A 21117-nucleotide genomic window follows, 5' to 3' on the forward strand; every position below is an offset into this window, starting at 1 on the left:
GAGGTCGGTGCTGCGCGTCTGGCCTGTCTGGCGGTACCTGCCCCCCGGGGATCGACTTCATCCAGGACGATCAGGTTAGGCGCCGTCCAGCCTGGCGCGGACACAGCCTTCCATGTCCAACAGCCCACTGCTTTTCCAGCCCCCTGCAGCTGATCCGCAGCGGGCTGGCATGAGGCCGGCTCAGGCCGCCGACGCCGCGGCGAGCAGGGCGTGATCGTCCTCGCCCAGGACCCGCTCCATGTCGAGCAGAATGACGAAACCCGCCTCGTGCCTGGTCATGCCCGCGATATAGTCGGTGCGGATCGAGGCGCCGAAGCGCGGCGCCGGCTCGATGTCGTCGGCGGCGATCTCCAGCACCTCGCAGACGGCATCGACGACGATGCCGAACAGTTGGGGACTGCCGTGGACCCGGGTTTCCAGGACCACGATGCAGCTGCGCCTCGAGGTCTCGGTCACCTGGTCGTAAAAGCGCACGCCCAGGTCCATCACCGGCACGGCGGCGTCACGCAGGTTGATGACGCCGCGTAGCGCGGGCGGCAGCAGGGGGATCGTCGTGACCGCGCCATACTCGATGATTTCCCGCACGCAGCCGGTATTGACCCCATAGCGCTCGTCGCCTAGCTGAAAGATGAGGAACTGTCGGGAGAGCATCAGGCGTGCTCCTCGAAACGAGCGAAGCCGGCGGGTACGCCACCCAGGGGCGCACGGCGGCTGCCGTCGAGCAGCGCCGAGGCGCGTTCGGCCAGCCCCGGACCCGACCGGGTGGGTGCCGGCGTTGCCGTCCGCGGCGTGGCCGAGGCGCTGCTCAGCGTGAAGAACTCCATCAGTTGCTGGAGCTGCTCGGCCTGGCTGCTCATTTCTTCCGCGGTACCGGCCAACTCCTCGGAGGCCGACGCATTCTGCTGGGTGACCTGGCTCAGCTGCAGCATGGCGCTATTGATCTGCTCGACGCCGGAACTCTGCTCTTCCGAGGCGGAGGTGATCTCCTGCACCAGGTCGGAGGTCTTGCTGATGGAGGGCACCATCGCGTCCAGCAGCGCGCCGGCCCGCTCGGCCAGGGCCACGCTGCCCTGGGCCACGGTACTGATCTCCTGGGCGGCCACCTGGCTGCGCTCAGCCAGCTTGCGTACCTCGGAGGCCACCACGGCGAAGCCCTTGCCATGTTCGCCGGCACGGGCGGCCTCGATGGCGGCGTTCAGGGCCAGCAGATTGGTCTGGTAGGCGATGTCGTCGATGATGCCGATCTTGGCGGCGATGGTCTTCATGGCGACCAGGGTGTCGCGTACCGCCTGGCCACCCTCGTTCGCCTCGCGATTGGCCTTGCCCGCCATACCGTCGGTGACCTTGGCGTTCTCGGTGTTCTGGGCGATGGACGCCGACATCTGCTCGACGCTGGCGCTGGTCTCTTCCACGGATGCCGCCTGCTCGGTGCTCGCCTGGCTGATGCTCTGGGCCGTGGCCGAGATCTCTTCGGAAGCGCTGGCCAGGCCATCGGAGGCGCTGCGCACGTCACTGATGATCTGCGCCAGGCGTTGGCTCATGCCATCCATGGCGCGCAGCAGCGAGGCGGTTTCGTCGCGGCCTTCGGCCTGGATGCGCTGGGTGAGGTCACCGGCGGCCAGGCGATCGGCGACATCCACGGCCGCGCGCAGCGGCCGGGTGATGCTGCGACTCATTAGGAAGCCCAGAAGCACACCGAAGGCCACACCGATGGCGATGATGCCGATCAGCATCACCCGGCTGCGGGCATAGAGCTGGTCGGTAAGATCGTTGGCATCGCTGGCGTTCTGTTCCTTGCGCTTGGACAGCTCGCTCATCAGCGTACCGACCTGGTCGCCGTAACGGCGCACGCTGACCAACTGGGCGTCCAGCTCGGGATCGGCCGCGCGCAGGGCTCTATCGCTGGCGATCGCCATGGCCTTGTCCAACTGGGTGGTATAGCTGGTGAGCAACTCGTCGATCTGACGGAAATTGGTCGCCGAGGCTTCGCTGGCGAACAGCGGGCGAGCCTTGGCCAGGTTTTCCCGCACGTTGGCGAGGCCCAGCTTGACCTCCGCCTGGGCGTGGCTGCGGTCTTCATCGGAGGTCGCCAGCAGGTAGTTGCTGCGGGCGCGGCCGATGAAGACGAGGTTGAGATTGGCCTCCTTGATGTAGGACAGCCCGAGCAACTCACGCTGGTAAAGCTGGGTCGCCAGGTCGTTGATCTGGCCGCTGTTGTTAAGGCCCACCACCCCGACGACCAGGCTGATGGCCGCGACGGCGATGAAAGAGACGATGAGGCGGGTGCCGATCCGGAAATTCTTGAACATCTTGAGCTCCTGCTGAAATGGCTGGCGACAACGGCGAGCCAAGGTCGACGACGGGATAGTGGCGTCAATAGTCAGTCTTTCGGAGCGAAAACAGGGAAATTTATAGTGGCATAACGCCATATCATTAAATAAAAACAGTTGCTGTAGTTAGCGTTCGCGATATTCCGATAATGGTTCTCGCGATAACTTGGTAAGGGGAGGAAGTTGCCTGGCGTTTCGATTTTCCGATAAGGCAGATGATCGCTAGCAGCCGCTGTCAGCATTAAGCGAAACGGAAACTGGGCCCTTGCCAGTTGAGATCGGTAGATCACGGAATCCAACGTCGGCGACTGCCGCTTCCTTCAGCGAAGCGCCGTCTGGCGAGCCTTGGCGCCGGTTTTGACGCATGCAGCGCGCGCTGACTTGGGGTGACACAGAGGGCAGGAATACACCGGGCTCGATAATGGGGCGCAAGTTTTCTCAGGCGGTTAAGTTGCAGGAGAGAGCCTATTAAATATTTTCGTGATTGATAGGGTGCAGTCCATTGTGCAGTGTTTATTCGTTGGCTATTTAATGGTGCTCGGGAGCCGGAGTGGCCCGTCCTTGAGGGGTTCGGTAATTAACCGAAGCGGCTTTTCAAAAGAGGATCAATTATGTTTTCCCGCGTCAGATAGTGGGTGCATAGTTGTTCATCATGAAGGCAATGACGCGCGCCTTTGAACCCACCTCGATCTTCTCCGGTCGGGGCCAATGCCAGGCCGCCGTGCCGATACGGTTGCCAGGGGCCGTTCAGCAAGCGTCTTGCGTGCGGCAACTGACCTTGCCCCTCTCACCAGCAGGGGAACCTCCTCAGTGCAGGGTTTCGTCCAGCAGGTTCTTGAACAGGGCAGTCTGGGGCCTGGCTGTCCGGGGAATGTCGGCCTGGTCGAACCAGCTCGCATCGGCTTCCGGGTGCGGTCCGCTCAGGGCGACCACACCCTGGCCGAAGGCGTAGCGGGCCGCGGCGATATCACCGTTGGCATAGGTCGCCAGCGCGTGAAAGCCAGGCGCATGACTGGGTGGCAGATAGGGGCCGTCCTGGTAGAAGACGTGGTCATCGTGCCCCGCCCAGCGAACGGCGACCGCGGTGTCGTCGATGGTGGTCACGGGAAAGCCGGGTCGGCCCACCTCGGAGTCCAGCTCCTCGGGAATCAGCGCGAGGTTGTTGGCATCGGCCAGATAGGCGCCCATGCAGAGTCCCAGGTAGCGACCACCGTTGGCGACGTAGTCGCGTAGCGCGGTGGCCCGCGCATCCCCCAGGCTGTTCAGCGCGGCGGGAATGTCCTGGCCACCGCCCGGCTGCACATAGAGTGCATAACGGTGCAGGGTGGCGGGGGTGATGTCGATGGCTTCCTGCGGGCCGATGAAGTCCACCCGGTAGCGGGGATCCAGGTGTTCGATCGCGGTGCGAACCGTTTCGGAGCAGTCATCACAACCGGCCGGCCCGCGATAGACGGCCACCGCTACGGTGGGCAGCGGTTCGGCATAGGCGAGACGCATCAGGCCTGCCAGGCCAAGCGCGGCGATCAGGGCACCGCGTATTCGAGTGGAATCTTTCATCGGGAAACTCTTCGGTCACCAGCAGGGGCGCTTCAGCATACGTAATGCAGTACCTGGGTGTTGAGGTTGGATCAGACCGGCGCGGTGCCGGGGCGCAGGTAGGGCAGCACATGGGCGACATAGTCGGCCTTGCCCAGCTCGATGCCCTGGGCGCGCAAGATGGCGTAGGCCGTCATCACATGGAAGTAGAACTGCGGCAGCGCCCAGTCGCGGACGTACTGCTCCGCCGAGAAATCGAACACCATGCCCTGCGGCAGCGCGTGCTCTACGGGTGCTCCCTCGGCGAGGGGCGACCGCTCAGCCGCCATGCTCCGTACCACCTGGAGCGTTTCGCTGATCCTGGCCTGGGCCGTGGCGATAGACCCGGGCCGCTCGGCGGCCTGGCGTCCTTCGTCGAGCAGCACTGTCAGCGAAGATGGAAAGGCCTGGCCGTGCAGGCGTAGCAGACCTTCCTGGGCCTGGACGCAGGCAAAGCGGATCTGGGTGGCGAGGGGGAACATGTCGGGTGCCAGACGCGCTACCAGCAGCGTCTCGGCGTCGCCCTCTGGTCGCTGGGTCTGCGCCTTGCCGAGCCAGGCCGACAGGGCCTGGAGCATGTGGGTGTAGGTGGGGACGAGGATATCCGTGAAGGTCATGGCGGTGTCCTAGGTTGTGGCGATCTCGGGCGGGCTCGGCTGGAGCAAGGTCTGATCGTACGCCTCATCCGCTACCTTCATTTGACAGCCATTGCGGGATAGGCCGCCTGGCCGGGACGTCGCGCTTGCGACCTGCCGTGGCTTGGCTAGCCTGGTCGATCCCCCCAGCCTGAACGCTCGGGTCGGGCTGTCCACGAAGATACCTCGGCGCGGATTGTCCGCCCGCGGTTCTCGCTAACGACCTGAATTCAAGAATATTTCATTAGGATTCAAAGACTTGAATGCCCATATATCCCCTGACATATGGACGCTCCGGTTCGCTGCCCCTTAGTTTTCCGTCCATCGGCTCAGCCTCGGACTATCAGGAAAGCACCATGGGACGCCTTGCAGGAAAAGTCGCTTTGATCACCGGTGGTGCAGGCGGCTGCGGCCTTTCGGCAGCCGAACTCTTCGCCCGCGAAGGTGCCAGGGTCGCCATTCTCGACCTGCCGAGCAGCGACGGCGCCGCCGCTGCTGAACGCATCCGCGCCGCGGGCGGCAGCGCCTGCTTCGTGGCCGCGGACGTCTCCGTGGCCGACCAGGTCCACGCCGCCGTCGCTCAGGTTGAGCAGCGCTTCGGCGCGATCACCGTGCTGATGAACCATGCCGGCACCATCCATGTCGGCCCCTTCCTGGAAACCGGGGAGGACGACTGGGATCGGCTGATGGCGATCAACGTCAAGGGCATGTTTCTGGTGTCTCGCGCCGTCCTGCCGGGGATGATCGCCGCCGGGGGCGGCAGCGTGATCTGCACCTCATCGATCTCTGGCGTGGTCGGTACACCGATGGAGGTGCTCTATTGCACCACCAAGGGTGCCTGCCACATGTTCGCCCGGGCGCTAGCCGTGGAATTCCGCGACCGCAACATCCGCAGCAATGCCATCTGCCCCGGCTTCATCGGCACCGCCCATGGTCGCCGCGAACTCGACCTGTTGCGCGAGCACGGTACCGAGGTATCCGACGCGACCCTGGCCGGGATGCAGGGTCGCCTCTGCGATCCGGCAGAGGTGGCGGCAGCCGCGCTGTTCCTGGCCAGCGACGATTCCAGCTTCGTCAACGGTACCCATCTGTTCGTCGATAACGCCTACACCGCGGCCTGACCGCAGCGAGACCGCGCCCCCGCCCATAACAAGGCGCGGCTCCCCAGCACCTGACACTGCCAACCAAAAAACCTAGAACACCTTGGCGAGAAGGAGCAACACATGGAAATCGAGAATCGCAGCGTCGAATTCATTCCCGAGCACGAACGCTATGGCTCGCCCAGGCGACTCTTCACCATCTGGTGCAGCGCCAACATGCAGGTCACCACCATGGTGATCGGGGCGCTGGGCGTGGTCGCCGGCCTGAACCTGGGCTGGACCTTCATCGGGCTGATCCTGGGCAACCTGATCGGCTCCGTGTTCATGGCGGCGCATTCCGCGCAGGGGCCGCACCTGGGTATCCCGCAGATGATCCAGAGTCGCGCCCAGTTCGGGGTGATCGGTGCCGGGGTGCCGCTGGCCATCGTGGTGCTGGCCTACATCCTGTTCACCGCCGCCAATGGCGTGGTGATGCGCGATTCGATCAAGGCGGTCGCGCCGGTCTCGGATAACAACGCCATCATCCTGTTCGGCGTGCTCACCCTCGTCGTCGGTTTCGTCGGCTACGAGTTGATCCACCGCATCGGTGCCTGGATGAATGCGCTCTCCAGTATCGTCTTCGCGCTGGCGGCCTATGCCGTCCTGCAGCACGGTCTGCCGAGCGGGGTCTGGGAGGTGTCGTCAGCTACCTTCAAGTTCGCGATCTTCTGCCTGGTGGTGACCCAGGCGGCGTCCTGGACGCTGGGCTTCGGGCCCTACGTGGCCGATTACTCGCGCTACCTGCCCAGCAGCATCTCCACCCGGTCGACGTTCTGGTACAGCTACCTGGGCATCATCGTCGGCTCCACGCTGCTGATGCTGCTCGGCGCCCTGATGGCCGCCTCCGCCATGGACGTGACCACCGATCCCGGTAGCGCCATCGCCAAGCTCTTCCCGGGCTACGAGACGCTGGTGTACTGCGTGATCATCGTCGGGGTGCTGGAATGGAACGTGATGAATCTGTACAGCTCGTACATGTCCACCACGACCATCTTCACTGGCTTCAACGGCAAGGTGCGAATCAGTCTGCTGACCAAGTTCGTCATCATGGCCATCGTCGCGGCCATCGTGACCTGGATCGCTATCGCTGCCCAATACAACTTCAGCGCCTACTTCAGCGACATCCTGATCGGCCAGGTCTATGTGCTGGTGCCCTGGAGCGCCATTAACCTTGCGGACTACTACTGGATCCGCAAGGGCCGCTACAGCGTGGCGGCCATGTACGACGTCAATGGCATCTACGGCAAGGTCAACTGGAATACCCTGTCGATCTACGCTATCGCCGTGGTGGTGCAGATCCCCTTCATGGAACTGTCCTTCTACAAGGGGCCGATCGCCGCCCTCGTCGGTACGGACATCTCCTGGCTGCCCGCGCTCGTCGTGCCCGCGGTGCTGTACTACGTCGCGAATCGTCACAAGCAGCTGCATTTGACCCCCTTCGCCAGCGTCCAGCAGATGTCCATGACCGCTCTGGAGCGCGCCTGAGCCGGATGGCGAGGCCAGCCCGGAGCGTTGCCGCTGCTTTCCCAGGCGCCACTACCGGGGCAGGCGGGATCAGCCCGGTAAGTGCCTGGATGCATCGTCGCGGACGCCGTTCGATTGAACGGCGCCCCACCCTGCGGGCAAGGCCGCGGCGCTCCCTTGGAACGCAGCGGGGAGGGGATGCCAGGCGAGTCTCCCCCTGGGCGCCTGGCTGGCACGTTTTTGGTATGTTGCAGGGCTCCAACCCAGGCGGCTCGCTGGGACGAAGGGTGAGACCCGTCGCCCGAGAGCGGCATGAGCGCGCTCGTCCTCCCGGCGCCCTCGCACCGGAGTGCCCTGATGAATACGCAAGACGTTGCGACCCTGGCGCGGCTGATCGCTGCCATCGGCAGTGCCGACCTGGGGCCAGCCCTCTGTGACCTGTTCGATGGCAGGGTCCGCTATGACATGAGCTGTCTCTACCTGTTCCGCTTCGACCAGCCGGCCGAGCTGCTGCACGATGGCTACCAGGGGCAGGTCGCCGCGCGCACCCTGGACGCCTACAGCCGGGGTGGCTACCTGCTCGATCCTTTCTACGTCGCCAGCATGAATCGCCATCCCGGCGGCCTGTGGCGGATGAGCGAGTTGGCCCCGGACAGTTTCTTCTCCTCGGGCTTCGCCATCTCGCCCGACCTTCACCCCTGCGTCTCCTCCACCCATGGCACCCAGATCGATGAGATCGGCTACATCATCCACCTGCGGGCGCGCACCGCCTTGGTGTTCACCCTGATGAAGGCGCAGGAACATGGCGCCTTTGACGACATCGAGGTTGCCTACCTGCACCGGCTGACGCCCCTGATCAGCGCCGCCCTGGAGCAGCACGGCCGCCAGTTGCCACGCCAGCTGGAGCCCGCGGGCGCGGACAGCCAGCTGGAAAGCGCCTTTGTCGGCGCTCTGGGACAACTGACCGAGGCCCAACGCTATATCGCCAAGCTATTGCTACAGGGCCACAGCACCGCCTCCATCGCCCGCCAGCTGGGTATTTCCGAGGGAACGGTGAAGGTGCACAAGCACAACCTCTACCAGCGTCTGGAAATCTCCAGCCATGCCGAGTTGTTCCGGCTGTTCATCGGCTATATCGCCCAGACCGGGCGCTAGTGGGGTGGTGCAGGCGTAGGCGCGGGATTTCCTGGCGCGGCGTGGCGACAGCGCCTAGACGCGCCGCCACCCTCGTACGGTCTATTTCCGCAAGACCGCACCTGCCCGCCATAGCTGCGAGAAGGTCCGCAGGCCGGCAGTCCGTCAGTGGCTATAGCCCGTCGGCTTGTTGCGGATGGTCTTGAGCAGGTCTTCCGGGCTGATGCTGGCGAGTGCCTTGGCCGCGGCCTGGCTGCCCGGCAGCGGCAGGTCGAGGATGTGGCCCTTCATCTTGCCGACCACGTGCATCTCGCAGGGCTTGCAATCGAACTTCAGGGTCAGCACCTCGTCGCCGTGGACCAGCTGCATGGGCGCGACCTTGGTGCGCACGCCGGTGACGCCCTTGGCCTGCTTGGGGCAGAGGTTGAAGGAGAAGCGCAGGCAGTGCTTGGTGATCATCACCGGCACCTCGCCCAGTTCTTCGTGGGCCTCGTAGGCGGCGTCGATCAGCTGCACGCCGTGGCGATGATAGAAGTCGCGAGCCTTCTGGTTGTAGACGTTGTAGAGGAACGACAGGTGCGCCTCGGGGTAGACCGGCGGCGGAGTGGTCTCGGCCTTGCGCCGGCCGCGCGGGTGGGCGGCAACGCGGGCGGCGGTCAGTTGCTCGATGGCCTCGCGACGCAGTGCCTTGAGCTGCGAATTAGGTACGAAGAAGGCCTGGGGCGCATCCAGGGCCACGTCCAGGGCGTGGTATTCGGTGGTGCCGAGCTGGGTCAGCAGATCGCGCAGGCCCTCCAGCGCCTGTTCCGGCTTGTTGGCCACACCGAAGGGACCGTCCAGGGCGACGGTCACGCTCACACCTTCTTCACTGATGGCGGTCAGGCGCAGATGCTCTTCACGCAGTTCGGCCTGCCAGCGCACGCCGATGCGGCGCTCGGCGCTGGTCTTGAGCAGCGCCTGCTGCCAGTTGTGGTCCAGGTTGCGCGACAGCGGGTGATTGGGTCTCAGGCGGAACAGCCCCTCGGGCATCTCGTTGGGCTCGACGCGATAGCGATAGCGCTTCTCGCCGTCCTCCTCGAATTCACCCTTGAGCTCGGCGACATTGGCGCGGAAGCCCACCACCTCGCGCTTGACCAGCACATTGAGGCCGTCGCCATTGGACAGCGGCTCCTGGGTGACGGCAATGAAGTCGCGCTTATTGACCTTTTCCACTTGACCCACCGGCAGCCCGGTAAAGGTCGGCGAATCGAAGGCGCCGATGTCCACCTTGCGCTCGGTGACGAAGTAGTCGGTGCTGCCGCGGTGGAAGGTCTTGTCCGGATCGGGCACGAAGAAGTGCGCGGTGTGGCCACTGGAGGCGCGCGCCAGGTCGCTGCGGTCTTCGAGGATCTCGTCGAGCAGCTGGCGATAGTAGGCGGTGATGTTCTTCACGTAGCCCACATCCTTGTAGCGCCCCTCGATCTTGAAGGAACGCACCCCGGCCTCGACCAGAGCGCGCAGGTTGGCGCTCTGGTTGTTGTCCTTCATCGACAGCAGGTGTTTCTCGTAGGCGATCACCCCGCCTTTTTCGTCCTTGAGGGTATAGGGCAGGCGGCAGGCCTGGGAACAGTCGCCACGGTTGGCGCTGCGGCCGGTCTGGGCGTGGGAGATGTTGCACTGGCCGGAAAAGGCCACGCACAGGGCGCCATGGATGAAGAATTCGATGGCCGCCTCGGTCTCGGCGGCGATGGCTGCAATTTCCTTGAGGTTCAGCTCGCGAGCGAGCACCAGCTGGGAAAAGCCGGCCTGGTCGAGAAACTTGGCCCGCCCCAGGGTGCGAATGTCGGTCTGAGTACTGGCGTGCAACTCGATGGGCGGAATATCCAGCTCCAGTACACCCATGTCCTGCACGATCAGCGCATCCACGCCCGCGTCGTACAGCTGGTGGATGAGCTTGCGCGCCGGCTCCAGCTCGTCGTCATGCAGGATGGTGTTAATGGTGGTGAACACCCGCGCGTGGTAGCGGCGAGCGAACTTAACCAGCTCGGCGATCTCGCTGACCTCATTGCAGGCATTGTGCCGCGCGCCAAAGCTCGGCCCACCGATATAGACGGCATCCGCCCCATGCAGGATGGCCTCCCGCGCGATACCGACATCGCGGGCAGGGCTGAGCAATTCCAGATGGTGCTTGGGCAGGGACATGGCGGTTCTTCTCGATCAGGCGTGGCACGGCAGGGTGGGTATTGTAGCTGGGGAGGAGGGCATCATTGAATGCATTTTCAGTACTGATTAGGTTTTGTACAAAATCGCTTGCGTTCGATGATGCTTCGTTGAAAAGCGCCTAAATTGGCAGCCCGTTGATCTATCATTCGTAAGCTTCATTTCCTAAGTATTTTCGCCGCGCCTGATCCTCGCGCGATGACTTTCGTACAGAACCTGACATAAAGTAGCAGGCTGCTCTCGGTACAGCTTACTGTTTGATCTAGTAGGTTTAAAAATAACAAATAATAAATATTTAGCGCCCATGCCTGTTTTTGCTATCTTCTATATGCGCAAAAGTGATGTGCAGTTTGATAATGTTTTTATGGATGGAATGGTTTTATCTTATTTAAGAGGTGTGTTTATGAGAGGTGAACTTGAAAAAATAGCTTCATTGTTTAGTAGTGTGGAAAGTTTTGGCTTTTCTGAGTTTAAAGAAATTATTGAATTGTTGAAAAGATTTTTTTTGAAGCTTAATTCGCTAGAGATAGAAGATTTTAGGTCTTCCCATTTCGAGCTCTCACAGTTGGCGCATTTGCAAGGGCATCATTGCCTGCCGTTTTTTTGTAATATTATAAAGAACGGGATTCATGATTTTATAAAAATACCTGCTTTTCCAGCGGCAAGCAGTTTGGAAACAGATCTAAGTCATAATGATTTTTTTGAATTGTTCAAACGTTGCATGTTGGCTCAGTCAGCAAATGGAATCAGGGTGCTTGATTATAAAGTTCCAGACTTAAGCCCTTGGACATCAAGCCAGGTTCTGCCAAAAGTTGTGGAAATGCTAGAGTATCTTGCCATTAACCCGCTTGAGGAAAGCTGCTTGCCCGGCGATCTTGCGAGCGTGGGAAACTGCTTAGGAATGTCTCGCGAGCTTAGCCGACAAAATGGTGTGCTGCATGAGACATATATACAGTTCGAAGCAATACTTGAGAGACTTGCTCGTGACGGCTACCATCAAATAGCTCGCGATTATGCAGAGGAAGCGATAGTTTGTGCGGTATCGGATGGTTGCCCTGAATACGGACACTATTGCCGCTTTTCTTTAGCATCTTTACAGCAGAATCCTATTGATGCATCTATCCATGGGGGGCTATTGTTGGCAAGTCTTAGCTTGAAGGATAGCATTCCGCAAGATTTTCAATATAGAGTTTTAAGTGCGCTATTTACTTTTTTTAGAAATATACATGATTGCGATACGGCGGATAGTTTGTATGAAATGATCATGTCCCTTGAATACATTGGGCCCTATAATAGGCAAAAAACACATACAGCGTATCTTAATTTGCTATTAATGAGCGATTCAGAAAAGGCTCTATATGCAGCAAATGACTTCGCTACAGAGAATCTGGAAGAAATATTACGATTTGGCGATGCATCAGCGGTGCCTTGGCTTGCGATCATCAGTAGCCTAAAGTTTTTACATCCACAGCAGTTTCATACGAAGCTTGGTTTGGTTTCTCTAGAAAGTCACATTGAATCAGTTTTGTCCGAAAATCAAATAGAAAGTATCCGTGATGCAATTTTGCCTCGGCGAGGCAGCACTAAAAAAATGATAATAGATGCGCTCGATAAGTTGCATTTAACGAGAAACGGGAATGATCATATTTATGAGGTAAACAGGTTGCAATTTAGTGCTGCAAGGCTATTAGAAAGCTCCCTAGAAATCGGCGACATTGAGGGGGTTGTGCTCGCACATCGTGTTATGTCGGACGGTAGTTTGGCATTTGAGTTAAACAGCCTGGGCGAAAGGAAAATAATTCGAAGCGATGACGTTGGTCTAAATGGATTTAAAGGAAGAAATGAAAAGTATTTTGAGATGGTTTGTAGGGAGTTATTATTGTGCGATAAGTATCGCTATGTTTGGTTGGGTTTTGATGGCGAAAAGCTATATTATTTAATTTGTGAAGATGGTCAATTTTTACCCTGCGGGATTGTTCCTAATATTTCCAAAGCACAGGTTTTTGTTTGGCTTGAAAAGGATTTGCCTAAATTGGGTTTTAACGACAGTCCGATTACGACAGGGCCTTTAATAACACGTGAAGATATTTGGCTAGAAGAAAGCAAGTCTATACGAAAAAATCTTCCTAAATTGTATTTACCAGAAAGTAAAAAAAACACGATTGTTTTTTGTGACATAGAAATGTCTTGTTTTCCACATAATTTTATTAGTGAGCCAAATGACGGTGAAATTAGTCGAATCATCTGTAACCCTCTGTCGCTAGATAATTATCTGCGTTACAAGCCATTGCATATAGATGTATCGGAAGTTTCTATTTGGGCGCCTATTGAGGCCGATGATACTGCTATTTTGTTGGCTCATGGTCGTTTGATTAGTTGCATGGCTGAGTATAAATTAATTTTGTCAGAAAGCATGGTTCCCAATTTTGAGCGTCAAACAGATATTAAAGCATTTATTTGTCATGGAGGTAGATCCAAGAATGGTGGATTTACAGGGTTATATCCAAGTGACGATAAAAAATATATTTCATCCTCTATCCTAGGTAGCGGTAAGGTGGCTGTACTATTTATTTGTCATGGTGGGCACGTCAATTCTGACGTTTACGCTAGAAGTTTCCAGGCCTTAGCAAAGAATCTACTATCGGCAGGTTACGAGGCAGTTATTGCGCCGTCTTGGAGTCTGAATGTTGTAATTCCAGGGCCTTGGATGACGGCGTTTATTGGTTTTTTGACGTTGGGGGGTAATATTGTAGATGCTAGTCTGTATGCTAATAATAGGATCAAGAGCATATATCCAGTCGAAAGTGCTTGGGCTGCGATGCATGTGTTCGGTAATCCTCATGTTTATGGGAAAAGTTTAGAAGACTAATGAGAGTTAGCGGCAGCTTCTAGTTTTGTAACTATGAGGTTGCCTTTGTTATGTTGTTATATAGAATCGGTTCGCGCTTGTCCTGTTTAAAGTGGTGCTGAGAGGGCACGCTATAAGAATTTATTTTGTTTTTCTATGTGGGAATTAAATCTTAAAACCAAGCTCTCTTGGTTGGGTACTTGTATTTTGAACGGTTCAAAAGCCGCTCAGCTCACGAAATTTATTATTATTGTGATATTCAACCCACTCGATCACGTCATAAGGGATGTAAAGATTGCGTTTGGTGCGAGATATTGCGATGTAAACGGCGCATATCCGTTGGTCGAATTCATCGGTGTTTCTTAGTTTTTCAGTGGTGAGAAGAGCGGGCGTCAATAAAATATTGTCGAATTCCGTTCCTCCAGCCATTTCCGCCATCATCAGTAGATACCCTTTGTTAGACTGTCCTACATTGGCTCTGATCCGATTTGCGTCTGAAACGTTAAAGCCATTCTCTAACTTTTTTTCCGCCCACAAAAAAGATTCATCAAACTGGTTTTCGTGGTGTAGTTGCTGCCAGTCTTTGAACTCGTTAAAGTAAAAATGTAACTCGCTGCTATTGTCATTTGGACTGTAGTAGTCAGGTTTGAAAAATTTAACAGCGGAGCTTATAAAGCTCATAAGATCTTCTTGGGATTCTTTATTTGCGACTTGAATTGGGCGATGAGCTTCGCTTAGCTCAATAGCCCATTTTAATGTATCCCAGTAGCTGGCTGTCATGATAACGCAGCCCTCGGGTGGGGCGAAGTCAAGTGGGTAGTGTTTGATACATATATCTGTATCGCTAATGCCTTCGAAGGGTGTTTTTATTTTTTTTGAATGACGATTTATTAAGGGGTTTATGAATTTTTCAATATTACGGCCAGATCGAACCGATTGAGATATCTCACTTTGCCGGATATCACGTCTTTTGGTCAATATTTTATGTTTTGCTTGCTGATATTCGTCCCCTAGAGTGATTAATACTTGTCGGCCTCTTTTGATGATTTGCAAAAGAGAGTCAGGAGTGTCTTGGCTTTCATCAATGAGGACGTGAGTGTAGCGGCTTGGTATAGTGCAACCTTCTACAGCTGCGCGTTTTATCATTACTAATTCTGGGAATCCGGTCTTTTTGTCCCAAGCCGGATTCGACTGTATATATGACCAAAGAGTAATGGAATACTGAAGAAGAACTTTTGCTTCCAAGTGGGATAAGGGCAGTCTAAAATCGGGTAGGTGGCTCTTTGATAGTGTGTGGCTACTAGAGAAGCAGTAGTTGGCTATTACCTTAAGGCAAATATCCAAAGTGGTGCGTTCATCGTAGTCCTGAATGCCCAAGATATTTAGTTGCTTAGCCAATACACCCTTGTTGGGTATGCTAGTAGATGGATTTTTTGTGGGATGATCTCTGTTTGGTAGAAGAGATTTTGCGAGAGCTTCAAAGGTAAATCCTGGCTTCTTACCGCGACCCTCCATGCGTTTGTGAAGAGCTACTAGCTTTTCGGTGGTTTTTGCTAATAAGAGTGTTCCATAGGGTGGTAAATAATCTATCAGCGCGCCCAGCAAGTGACTTTTGCCTATTCCAGCATAGCCTTGTACGTGAATGTCCTCGCCTAAATTTGCTCGGAAAATTCTAACTAACCGATCTTGGGCTGGGCTCAGCCACAATTCGCGGAACCGTGGTGTAACCATTTGCTCGCTGAAAGGGATCTTTTTCTTTTTAATACGAATCTTGAAATTAAAATCCCATGTGCCGTCGCTCGCCAAATAATCTGCTTCTTCTACCTCTTCTTTTGTGAGAAGAATTATTTTTATATTTTTGAGATTATTTAATCCGGCGTGCAATTTCTTTTGGCTAAATAGTCTCTGTGCTTCTGATAGTAAGCTTGAGTCTGCAGGTTTTTTTGAGTCAATTGACCATGCAATTAGTTTCGCTAAAATTTTTTCGATTGAATAAGGCGTGCTTTTCCCCGCGTTTTCTGCTAGGTGCTGGATCACTAAAACTGCAGCTAGCTCTGGGTTGGTCAGTTTGATTAAGGCTTGAGCTCCTTCTGCGCTTAATAGTATCTCGCAGGTCTCATTTGCAATGGGCAGAAAAAGAGAATCGCCTGAATCAAGATGTTCCGGTTGCATATGGCCTCGTAGCTAAGGTGCAATCTTTAATTAATTTATTGATGCTTGTTTGATGTTTTTAGTTTTTTTGGCGACGGCGTGTGTCAGTCTTTAAGTGTTTTTGGTATATGGTCCCGGGCAAGCGATATCCTACGATCATCGTTTAGCCAGCCAAGCTCAATGAGCCTTTTGCGAAGCGGTTCTTTTGGTACACTGAGCGTAACGCTTAGCTCGGATAGTACTATGTTCGCAGTCATGATGTTGCAGTTTTGGTGGTCAATATATATGTGATATATGTGGCCATGACCACGCCATTTGATGTCGTGTTTTTTAAGAATTGGATGTAGATGCTTTGCTAAAAATTCAGGGAGCATCCATTCAGAAGGCGATATGCTCATGCTTTTCCTTGCTATCAAGACTGACTTTTAAATGGTGGCTTCCAATTTTGCATGGAAATATTCCAAATGTCGTTATGTAGAAAAAATTCTACCGACCCTCATTCCCTTAGCAGCACCAATTAGCTCAATCCAATTGCCACATACGCTGCTTCCGTCTTCAGACGGTTCAATCATCATACGCCAGTCTCGCAAATCAGGCGTAAGTCTGAGGACTTGTACCCAGCTTCCATACCAAGCTGGCTTCTGCTTACAGCAACGCGCAGTTGTGGCTGCTGACTCTTTCGCTCACCCAGTCAGACTAGGTAGCTGCGGCTCCTGCGGATTGGGGCGATTCCATCCGGATTTTTAAAGTGCTGTTTGGTTGACCTTCGATCTCGACTACAAAGCATGCCTGGAATGCCGCTGACCTAGTCAGATGGAGGGTGACGCTTCACCATCGGCAACACCACCTCCCGCGTCAGCGGCGCCAACTCCAACTCACAAGCCTCCAACACCGAAACCCACACCGCCTCCTCAATTTCAGCCGCTGGAATCGCCTCATCTCCAGGCTTCATGGCTACCCTATACAACGCGCAATCAACCATGAAGCCAGGCTCATTGGCCGCTGGAGCCTGATACCGGCCAAGAAAGGTGGCGTCTCCGGGATCGATGACGAGACCAAGCTCCTCGTTCAGCTCCCGTACCAGGGCATCCAGCGGTTGCTCTCCACGATCGATCTTCCCTCCCGGCTGCATGAACGCCGAGGTGCCACGCTTGCGCACCAGTAGCAGTTGCTGGTGCTCGTTCAGCAGCACGGCTGCTGCGATGTGGAGGGTGGTCGTCAATGTCTGGACTCCGCTGGTTGGAGGGACCTTTCGGTCGCGAAGCCGTGAATCCTTGGACAGGGCAGGCGACTGGGGTGGGAGTGTACCTCGCTCAGCCAGGTCGCTTCGGTCGCGTCTAGCGGCGGAAGGTTCTGCGCACTTTTCTTTGACGCTCACGGGGAGGGGAGGGGAGGCGGTTTGCGTACGTAACCTATTGCCCAGTAAATAAAAACTGCCATCAGACTGCCGCCATAACGTCACACAACCGCTCTAGCCTCGCCGCCTCGTAGCAACTTGTAACAGGTTGTATCTACCTAGCTAAGGGGAAGAGTCGGTGAAACGTTCAGCTAAAAAACCCGCAGTGATCACGGCCGTATTCACGGCATCGCTGTTGGCGGTGTCGGTGCAGGCCGCCAGCCGCTCGGGCAACAACGCCATCAATGGCGTCGATCTGCTATCGGGCTACAACAAGCTCTGGACGCCCGGCGCGACCTGGGACACCGGTACGCCTACTGCCCTGGGGGCGCCCATTCTGCAGCGCAATATCCAGTACGTGGTCGATCTCGCGAAGACCCGCACCCAGGCTCAGGAAATAGCGGCCTATTACGATGACCGCCGCGACCAGAGCTACAGCATGATCAGCGGTCTGGGCTCCCTGGCCAGTGCCTACCAGGCGGCGTCCGGTGCCTTCACCACCATCCCGGTGTTCGACGCCTCCACCCAGACCACCAAATACACCGACAACGGCAACGGTGCCGGCGACGCCAACTCGCAGCTGGGCAAGGTGGTTCAGCTGGTCCAGGCGATCCGCAACGATGCCTCCACCACCCCGGCGAAGAACGCCTACCAATATCCGCGCCCCTGGCGGCAGGCGGGCGTGGACATCGTGCCGCTGTCGCTGCGTCCGGCGCTCAGTACCACGCCGCAGACCGATGGCGGTTTCCCGAGCGGCCACACCAACGCCGCCTACCTGGCGGCCATAGGCTTCGGTTATGCCGTGCCCCAGCGTCTGAGCGAGGAACTCTTCCGCGCCTCCGAGCTGGGTAACAACCGCATCCTCGCCGGCATGCATTCGCCGCTGGACGTGATCGGCGGGCGCATCACCGCCACCTATTTCGCCATCGACAACCTGGTCAACAATGCCCAACTGCGTAGCGATGCCTTCGCCCAGGCCCAGGCCTTCTTCACCCAGCAGTGCGGTGGCGACATCAACAACTGCATGGACAAGATCGATCCGGCTACCGACCGGCAGTCCCAGCACGCCCAGGACAAGGCGCTGTATACCGCCCGCATGACCTACGGTTTTGCCCCCGTCGGCCCGACCAACCTGGCGCCGGTGGTGCCGGTCAATGCCGAGGTGCTGCTGGAGACCCGCTTCCCCTACCTGAGCGCCAGCCAGCGGCGCGATGTGCTGGCCAGTACCGAGCTGTCTTCCGGTTACGTGGTGATCGACGAATCCAACGGCTATGGCCGCCTCAACCTGATGGCCGCCGCCGACGGCTATGCGGCCTTCAACGGCAATGTCAGCGTCAACATGGATGCCAGCCTGGGCGGCTTCAACGCCCGCGACGCCTGGCGCAACGACATCGGCGGCAGCGGCAGCCTGACCAAGAACGGCAGTGGCGAACTCATCCTCAGCGGCTTCAACACCTACAGCGGCGGGACGGTCATCAACGGCGGTACCCTGCGCGGCTATGCCCAGGCCTTCGGCAGCGGCGACATCACCGACAACGCCACCCTGGTGCTGGATCAGTCGGTCAATGACAGCCTGGCCAACAACCTGCACGGCAACGGCAGCCTGGTGAAGACCGGGGTCGGCTCCCTGAGCCTGACCGGCAACAGCGACTTCTCCGGTACCACCACCGTCAACCAGGGCCGCCTGGCCATCAATGGCAATCTCGGCAATTCGGCGGTCACGGTCAACTCGGGTGCCACCCTCGGTGGCAATGGCAGCCTCGCCAGCCTGCGCGTGACCCAGGGCGGTATCCTCGCGCCCGGCAATTCGGTGGGCCAGCTCAACGTCAATGGCAACGTGACCTTCGACCAGGGCTCGATCTACCAGGTCGAGACCGATGCCACCGGCCGCGCCGACCGCCTGGTCGCCACCGGCACCATCGCGGTCAATGGCGCCACCCTGGCGCTGGTCTCCAGCCCCTACTGGCAGCCGCTGGGCAGCTATCAGCTGCTGAGCGCGGGCAATGGCCTGAGCGGCAGCTTCGGGCAGATCCAGTCCGACTTCGCCTTCCTCACCCCGACCCTGAGCTACGGCGCCAACCAGGCGACCCTGAGCCTGCCGCGCAACGGCGTGGCCTTCGCCGACCTGGCCGACGGTCGCAACGCCCGCGCTGCCGCGGCGGGGCTGGATAGCGCCGGTGCCGGCAATGCGCTGTGGAATCAGGTCGCCGCGACCAACGCCGCTGGCGCGCGGAGCACCTTCCAGAGCCTGGGCAACGAACTGCATGCCTCGACCAAGACGGTGCTGGTGGAAGACAGCCGCCTGGTGCGCAACGCCATGGCCGAGCGCCTGCACGACGCCCAGGACGACGCGCCGTCCAGCTCTGGCATCCAGGGCCTGGCCGGTACGCCCGAGCGTGGCCTGGTCTGGACCCAGGCCCTCGGCGCCTGGGGGCGCAACGATGGCAGCCATGACGCCAGCAGCCTGGACAGCCATAGCCATGGCCTGCTGATCGGCGCCGACCTCCCGCTGGACGGTGGCTGGCGCGCCGGTGGCCTGGTGGGCTTCGGGCATACCGATCTTGACCTGCGCGACGAGTCGGGCTCGGCCACCAGCACCGATTACCACCTGGGTCTCTACGCCGGTAACCAGTGGGATGCGCTGAGCCTCAAGCTCGGCCTGGCCCATAGCTGGCATTCGGTGGAAGCCCGCCGTGATCTCACCATCCTTGGCGCCAATCAGCACCTGGCGCCCGACTATGACGCCGGCACCACCCAGGCCTTCGGCGAACTGGCCTACCGGATCGACGCGGGCAGCCTGAATCTTTCGCCCTTCGCCAACCTGGCCCATGTGCACCTGCAGACCGACGGCTTCCACGAGCGCAGCGGGGCGCTGGACCTGGACAATCCCCGGCAGAACACCGACGTGACCTTCAGCACCCTGGGCCTGCGCCTGGCGAGCAAACCGCTGGGTGACTGGAAGGTGGTCCCCAGTGCCACCCTGGGCTGGCGCCATGCCTTCGGCGATACCACCCCCGAACAGCAGGCGGCCTTCGCCGGCGGACCGGACTTCAAGCTGGTGGGCGCGCCCATCGCGCGGGAAGCGGCGGTGGTACAGGGCGCCTTGGACATGCAGCTGACCGAGGTGGTGTCGCTGGGCCTGGGCTACGACGGTCAACTGAGTGGTCGCAGCAAGGACCAGGATCTCAACGCCCGTCTCAGCTGGCGCTTCTAAGCCGCTGAGTCCCCTGGCTCCGTTGCAACGGCGGGGCCAGCCAAGGGCTCAGTCTGAGTCCTTGGCTGGCCGAGCAATTCATCCAGGATGCTCAGCCGGAACTGGCGCTGCAGGGTGACGGCATAGAAGCGTTCGGCGATCTCCGGCACCTCGGCATAGAGTTGCAGGGTGCCGCTGCGCAACTCGTCCTGCACCACCACCGCCGGCAGCAGCGCCAGGTCGCCGGAGTCGCGGGCGAGCAGGCGCAGCATGGCCATGTCGTCGACCTCGGCGCAGATCTGCGGGCTCAAACCCTGACCATTGCAATAGACCTCGAACTGGCTGCGTACGTCGCTGCTGCGCCCGGGCACGATCAGCCGCGCCTGCTGCAGGTCGCGATGCAGGTCGAAGGGGCGGCTGTCCTGGCGCGGTGGGCCGATCAGGCACACCGGCTGGCGATGGAGCAGGCGGCATTGCCAGGTGCGCTGGCTGTCGGCGCTGACCGCCTGGTTGGTCAGCACCACGTCCAGCTTGTGCAGCGCCAGGCGTTCCAGCAGTTCGTCCACGCCGCCGGACTCCAGCACGAGCACCAGGTCGTCACGCCCGAGGAAGGGGCGCAGCAGGTTTTCCTGGAAGTTGCGCGAGAGGGTGGCGACGGCGCCGATGCGCAACGTCTGATTCGCTTCGCGCGCATTGTGCAGGGTGTTCTGCAACTCGCTGCCGAGGGCGAAGATGGTCTCGGCGTAATCCAGCACCAGCTGTCCGGCCTCCGTCAGGCGCAGGCTGCGACTGGAGCGGATGAACAGGGGGTGGCCGAGCTGATCCTCTAGTACGCGGATCTGGGTGGAGAGGGCGGACTGGGAGACGTGCAGCGCCTCGGCGGCGCGGGTCAGGTTGCCTTCCTTGGCCACGGCCCAGAAGTAATGCAGATGATGGAAATTCAGTCGGCGCATGATTCGTTCTTTTAAAGTGAACGTTAGATTCATATCTATCTATTTCACATAATTCAAGCGCTCTTCGACACTAGCAGCCTCTGGTGTTCAAGGAGCGTGC

13 protein-coding genes are annotated in these 21117 nt (G+C 58.2%); 5 read left to right on the forward strand and 8 right to left on the reverse strand.

What is annotated here, in order from left to right; genetic code table 11:
- Nucleotides 1–180: 180 nt before the first annotated feature.
- From QZ471_RS04390 to QZ471_RS04405, 4 genes are all read right to left on the reverse strand, one after another.
- The gene (locus QZ471_RS04390; protein ID WP_295461197.1) at nt 181–651 is read right to left on the reverse strand and encodes a chemotaxis protein CheW; all 471 of its coding nucleotides are present in this window, start codon (nt 649–651) and stop codon (nt 181–183) included.
- On the reverse strand, nt 651–2309 hold the full coding sequence (locus QZ471_RS04395; RefSeq protein ID WP_295461199.1) for a methyl-accepting chemotaxis protein: 1659 nt from the start codon (nt 2307–2309) through the stop codon (nt 651–653). The genes QZ471_RS04390 and QZ471_RS04395 overlap by 1 nt, the downstream gene beginning before the upstream one ends.
- A gap of 828 nt (nt 2310–3137) precedes the next feature.
- Complete coding sequence (locus QZ471_RS04400) at nt 3138–3827, reverse strand: BPL-N domain-containing protein (RefSeq protein ID WP_295461462.1); 690 nt, start codon at nt 3825–3827, stop codon at nt 3138–3140.
- A gap of 131 nt (nt 3828–3958) precedes the next feature.
- Nucleotides 3959–4522, reverse strand: coding sequence for a DUF1993 domain-containing protein (locus QZ471_RS04405; RefSeq protein ID WP_295461200.1), 564 nt, complete (start codon nt 4520–4522; stop codon nt 3959–3961).
- 374 nt (nt 4523–4896) lie between these two features.
- On the opposite strand from QZ471_RS04405, the gene QZ471_RS04410 reads away from it, so the two are divergent.
- The 3 genes from QZ471_RS04410 to QZ471_RS04420 all read left to right on the forward strand — a co-directional run bounded on the left by QZ471_RS04410 (nt 4897) and on the right by QZ471_RS04420 (nt 8298).
- Nucleotides 4897–5661: an SDR family oxidoreductase gene (locus QZ471_RS04410; protein ID WP_295461201.1), complete on the forward strand. Its 765-nt coding sequence runs from the start codon at nt 4897–4899 to the stop codon at nt 5659–5661.
- A 102-nt stretch (nt 5662–5763) separates the two neighbouring features.
- Complete coding sequence (locus QZ471_RS04415) at nt 5764–7164, forward strand: cytosine permease (RefSeq protein ID WP_295461203.1); 1401 nt, start codon at nt 5764–5766, stop codon at nt 7162–7164.
- A gap of 336 nt (nt 7165–7500) precedes the next feature.
- Nucleotides 7501–8298 carry a LuxR family transcriptional regulator gene (locus QZ471_RS04420; protein WP_295461205.1) on the forward strand — a complete coding sequence of 266 codons (798 nt, stop codon included), beginning with the start codon at nt 7501–7503 and terminating at the stop codon, nt 8296–8298.
- A 144-nt stretch (nt 8299–8442) separates the two neighbouring features.
- Here QZ471_RS04420 and QZ471_RS04425 read toward each other — a convergent pair whose 3' ends face one another.
- On the reverse strand, nt 8443–10458 hold the full coding sequence (locus QZ471_RS04425) for a U32 family peptidase (protein ID WP_295461207.1): 2016 nt from the start codon (nt 10456–10458) through the stop codon (nt 8443–8445).
- Between the two features lie 322 nt (nt 10459–10780).
- Between QZ471_RS04425 and QZ471_RS04430 the strand changes: the two genes are divergently transcribed.
- Nucleotides 10781–13345, forward strand: coding sequence for a hypothetical protein (locus tag QZ471_RS04430; protein ID WP_295461208.1), 2565 nt, complete (start codon nt 10781–10783; stop codon nt 13343–13345).
- Between the two features lie 195 nt (nt 13346–13540).
- Here the strand turns inward: QZ471_RS04430 and QZ471_RS04435 are convergent, their stop codons facing one another.
- Both QZ471_RS04435 and QZ471_RS04440 read right to left on the reverse strand, forming a co-directional pair.
- The gene (locus tag QZ471_RS04435; protein WP_295461210.1) at nt 13541–15496 is read right to left on the reverse strand and encodes a hypothetical protein; all 1956 of its coding nucleotides are present in this window, start codon (nt 15494–15496) and stop codon (nt 13541–13543) included.
- Nucleotides 15497–16280: 784 nt separating this feature from the next.
- A complete protein-coding gene (locus tag QZ471_RS04440; protein WP_295461211.1) occupies nt 16281–16697 on the reverse strand; it encodes an NUDIX domain-containing protein in 417 nt (138 codons plus the stop codon).
- Between the two features lie 340 nt (nt 16698–17037).
- On the opposite strand from QZ471_RS04440, the gene QZ471_RS04445 reads away from it, so the two are divergent.
- Nucleotides 17038–20085 (forward strand): autotransporter domain-containing protein, encoded by a 3048-nt coding sequence (locus tag QZ471_RS04445; RefSeq protein WP_295461213.1) that lies wholly within the window; start codon nt 17038–17040, stop codon nt 20083–20085.
- Here the strand turns inward: QZ471_RS04445 and QZ471_RS04450 are convergent.
- The gene (locus QZ471_RS04450) at nt 20082–21017 is read right to left on the reverse strand and encodes a LysR family transcriptional regulator (protein ID WP_295461215.1); all 936 of its coding nucleotides are present in this window, start codon (nt 21015–21017) and stop codon (nt 20082–20084) included. The two genes, QZ471_RS04445 and QZ471_RS04450, sit on opposite strands and share 4 nt — an antisense overlap.
- Nucleotides 21018–21117 lie beyond the last annotated feature (100 nt).

This window comes from uncultured Pseudomonas sp. (genome assembly GCF_913774235.1).
Lineage (GTDB): Bacteria > Pseudomonadota > Gammaproteobacteria > Pseudomonadales > Pseudomonadaceae > Chryseomonas.

Excerpts from the sequence above, each read along its gene's own strand:
- QZ471_RS04390 (WP_295461197.1), bottom strand. The coding sequence starts at position 651 with ATGCTCTCCCGACAGTTCCTCATCTTTCAGCTAGGCGACGAGCGCTAT.
- QZ471_RS04395 (WP_295461199.1), bottom strand. The coding sequence starts at position 2,309 with ATGTTCAAGAATTTCCGGATCGGCACCCGCCTCATCGTCTCTTTCATC.
- QZ471_RS04400 (WP_295461462.1), bottom strand. The coding sequence starts at position 3,827 with ATGCGTCTCGCCTATGCCGAACCGCTGCCCACCGTAGCGGTGGCCGTC.
- QZ471_RS04405 (WP_295461200.1), bottom strand. The coding sequence starts at position 4,522 with ATGACCTTCACGGATATCCTCGTCCCCACCTACACCCACATGCTCCAG.
- QZ471_RS04410 (WP_295461201.1), top strand. The coding sequence starts at position 4,897 with ATGGGACGCCTTGCAGGAAAAGTCGCTTTGATCACCGGTGGTGCAGGC.
- QZ471_RS04415 (WP_295461203.1), top strand. The coding sequence starts at position 5,764 with ATGGAAATCGAGAATCGCAGCGTCGAATTCATTCCCGAGCACGAACGC.
- QZ471_RS04420 (WP_295461205.1), top strand. The coding sequence starts at position 7,501 with ATGAATACGCAAGACGTTGCGACCCTGGCGCGGCTGATCGCTGCCATC.
- QZ471_RS04425 (WP_295461207.1), bottom strand. The coding sequence starts at position 10,458 with ATGTCCCTGCCCAAGCACCATCTGGAATTGCTCAGCCCTGCCCGCGAT.
- QZ471_RS04430 (WP_295461208.1), top strand. The coding sequence starts at position 10,781 with ATGCCTGTTTTTGCTATCTTCTATATGCGCAAAAGTGATGTGCAGTTT.
- QZ471_RS04435 (WP_295461210.1), bottom strand. The coding sequence starts at position 15,496 with ATGCAACCGGAACATCTTGATTCAGGCGATTCTCTTTTTCTGCCCATT.
- QZ471_RS04450 (WP_295461215.1), bottom strand. The coding sequence starts at position 21,017 with ATGCGCCGACTGAATTTCCATCATCTGCATTACTTCTGGGCCGTGGCC.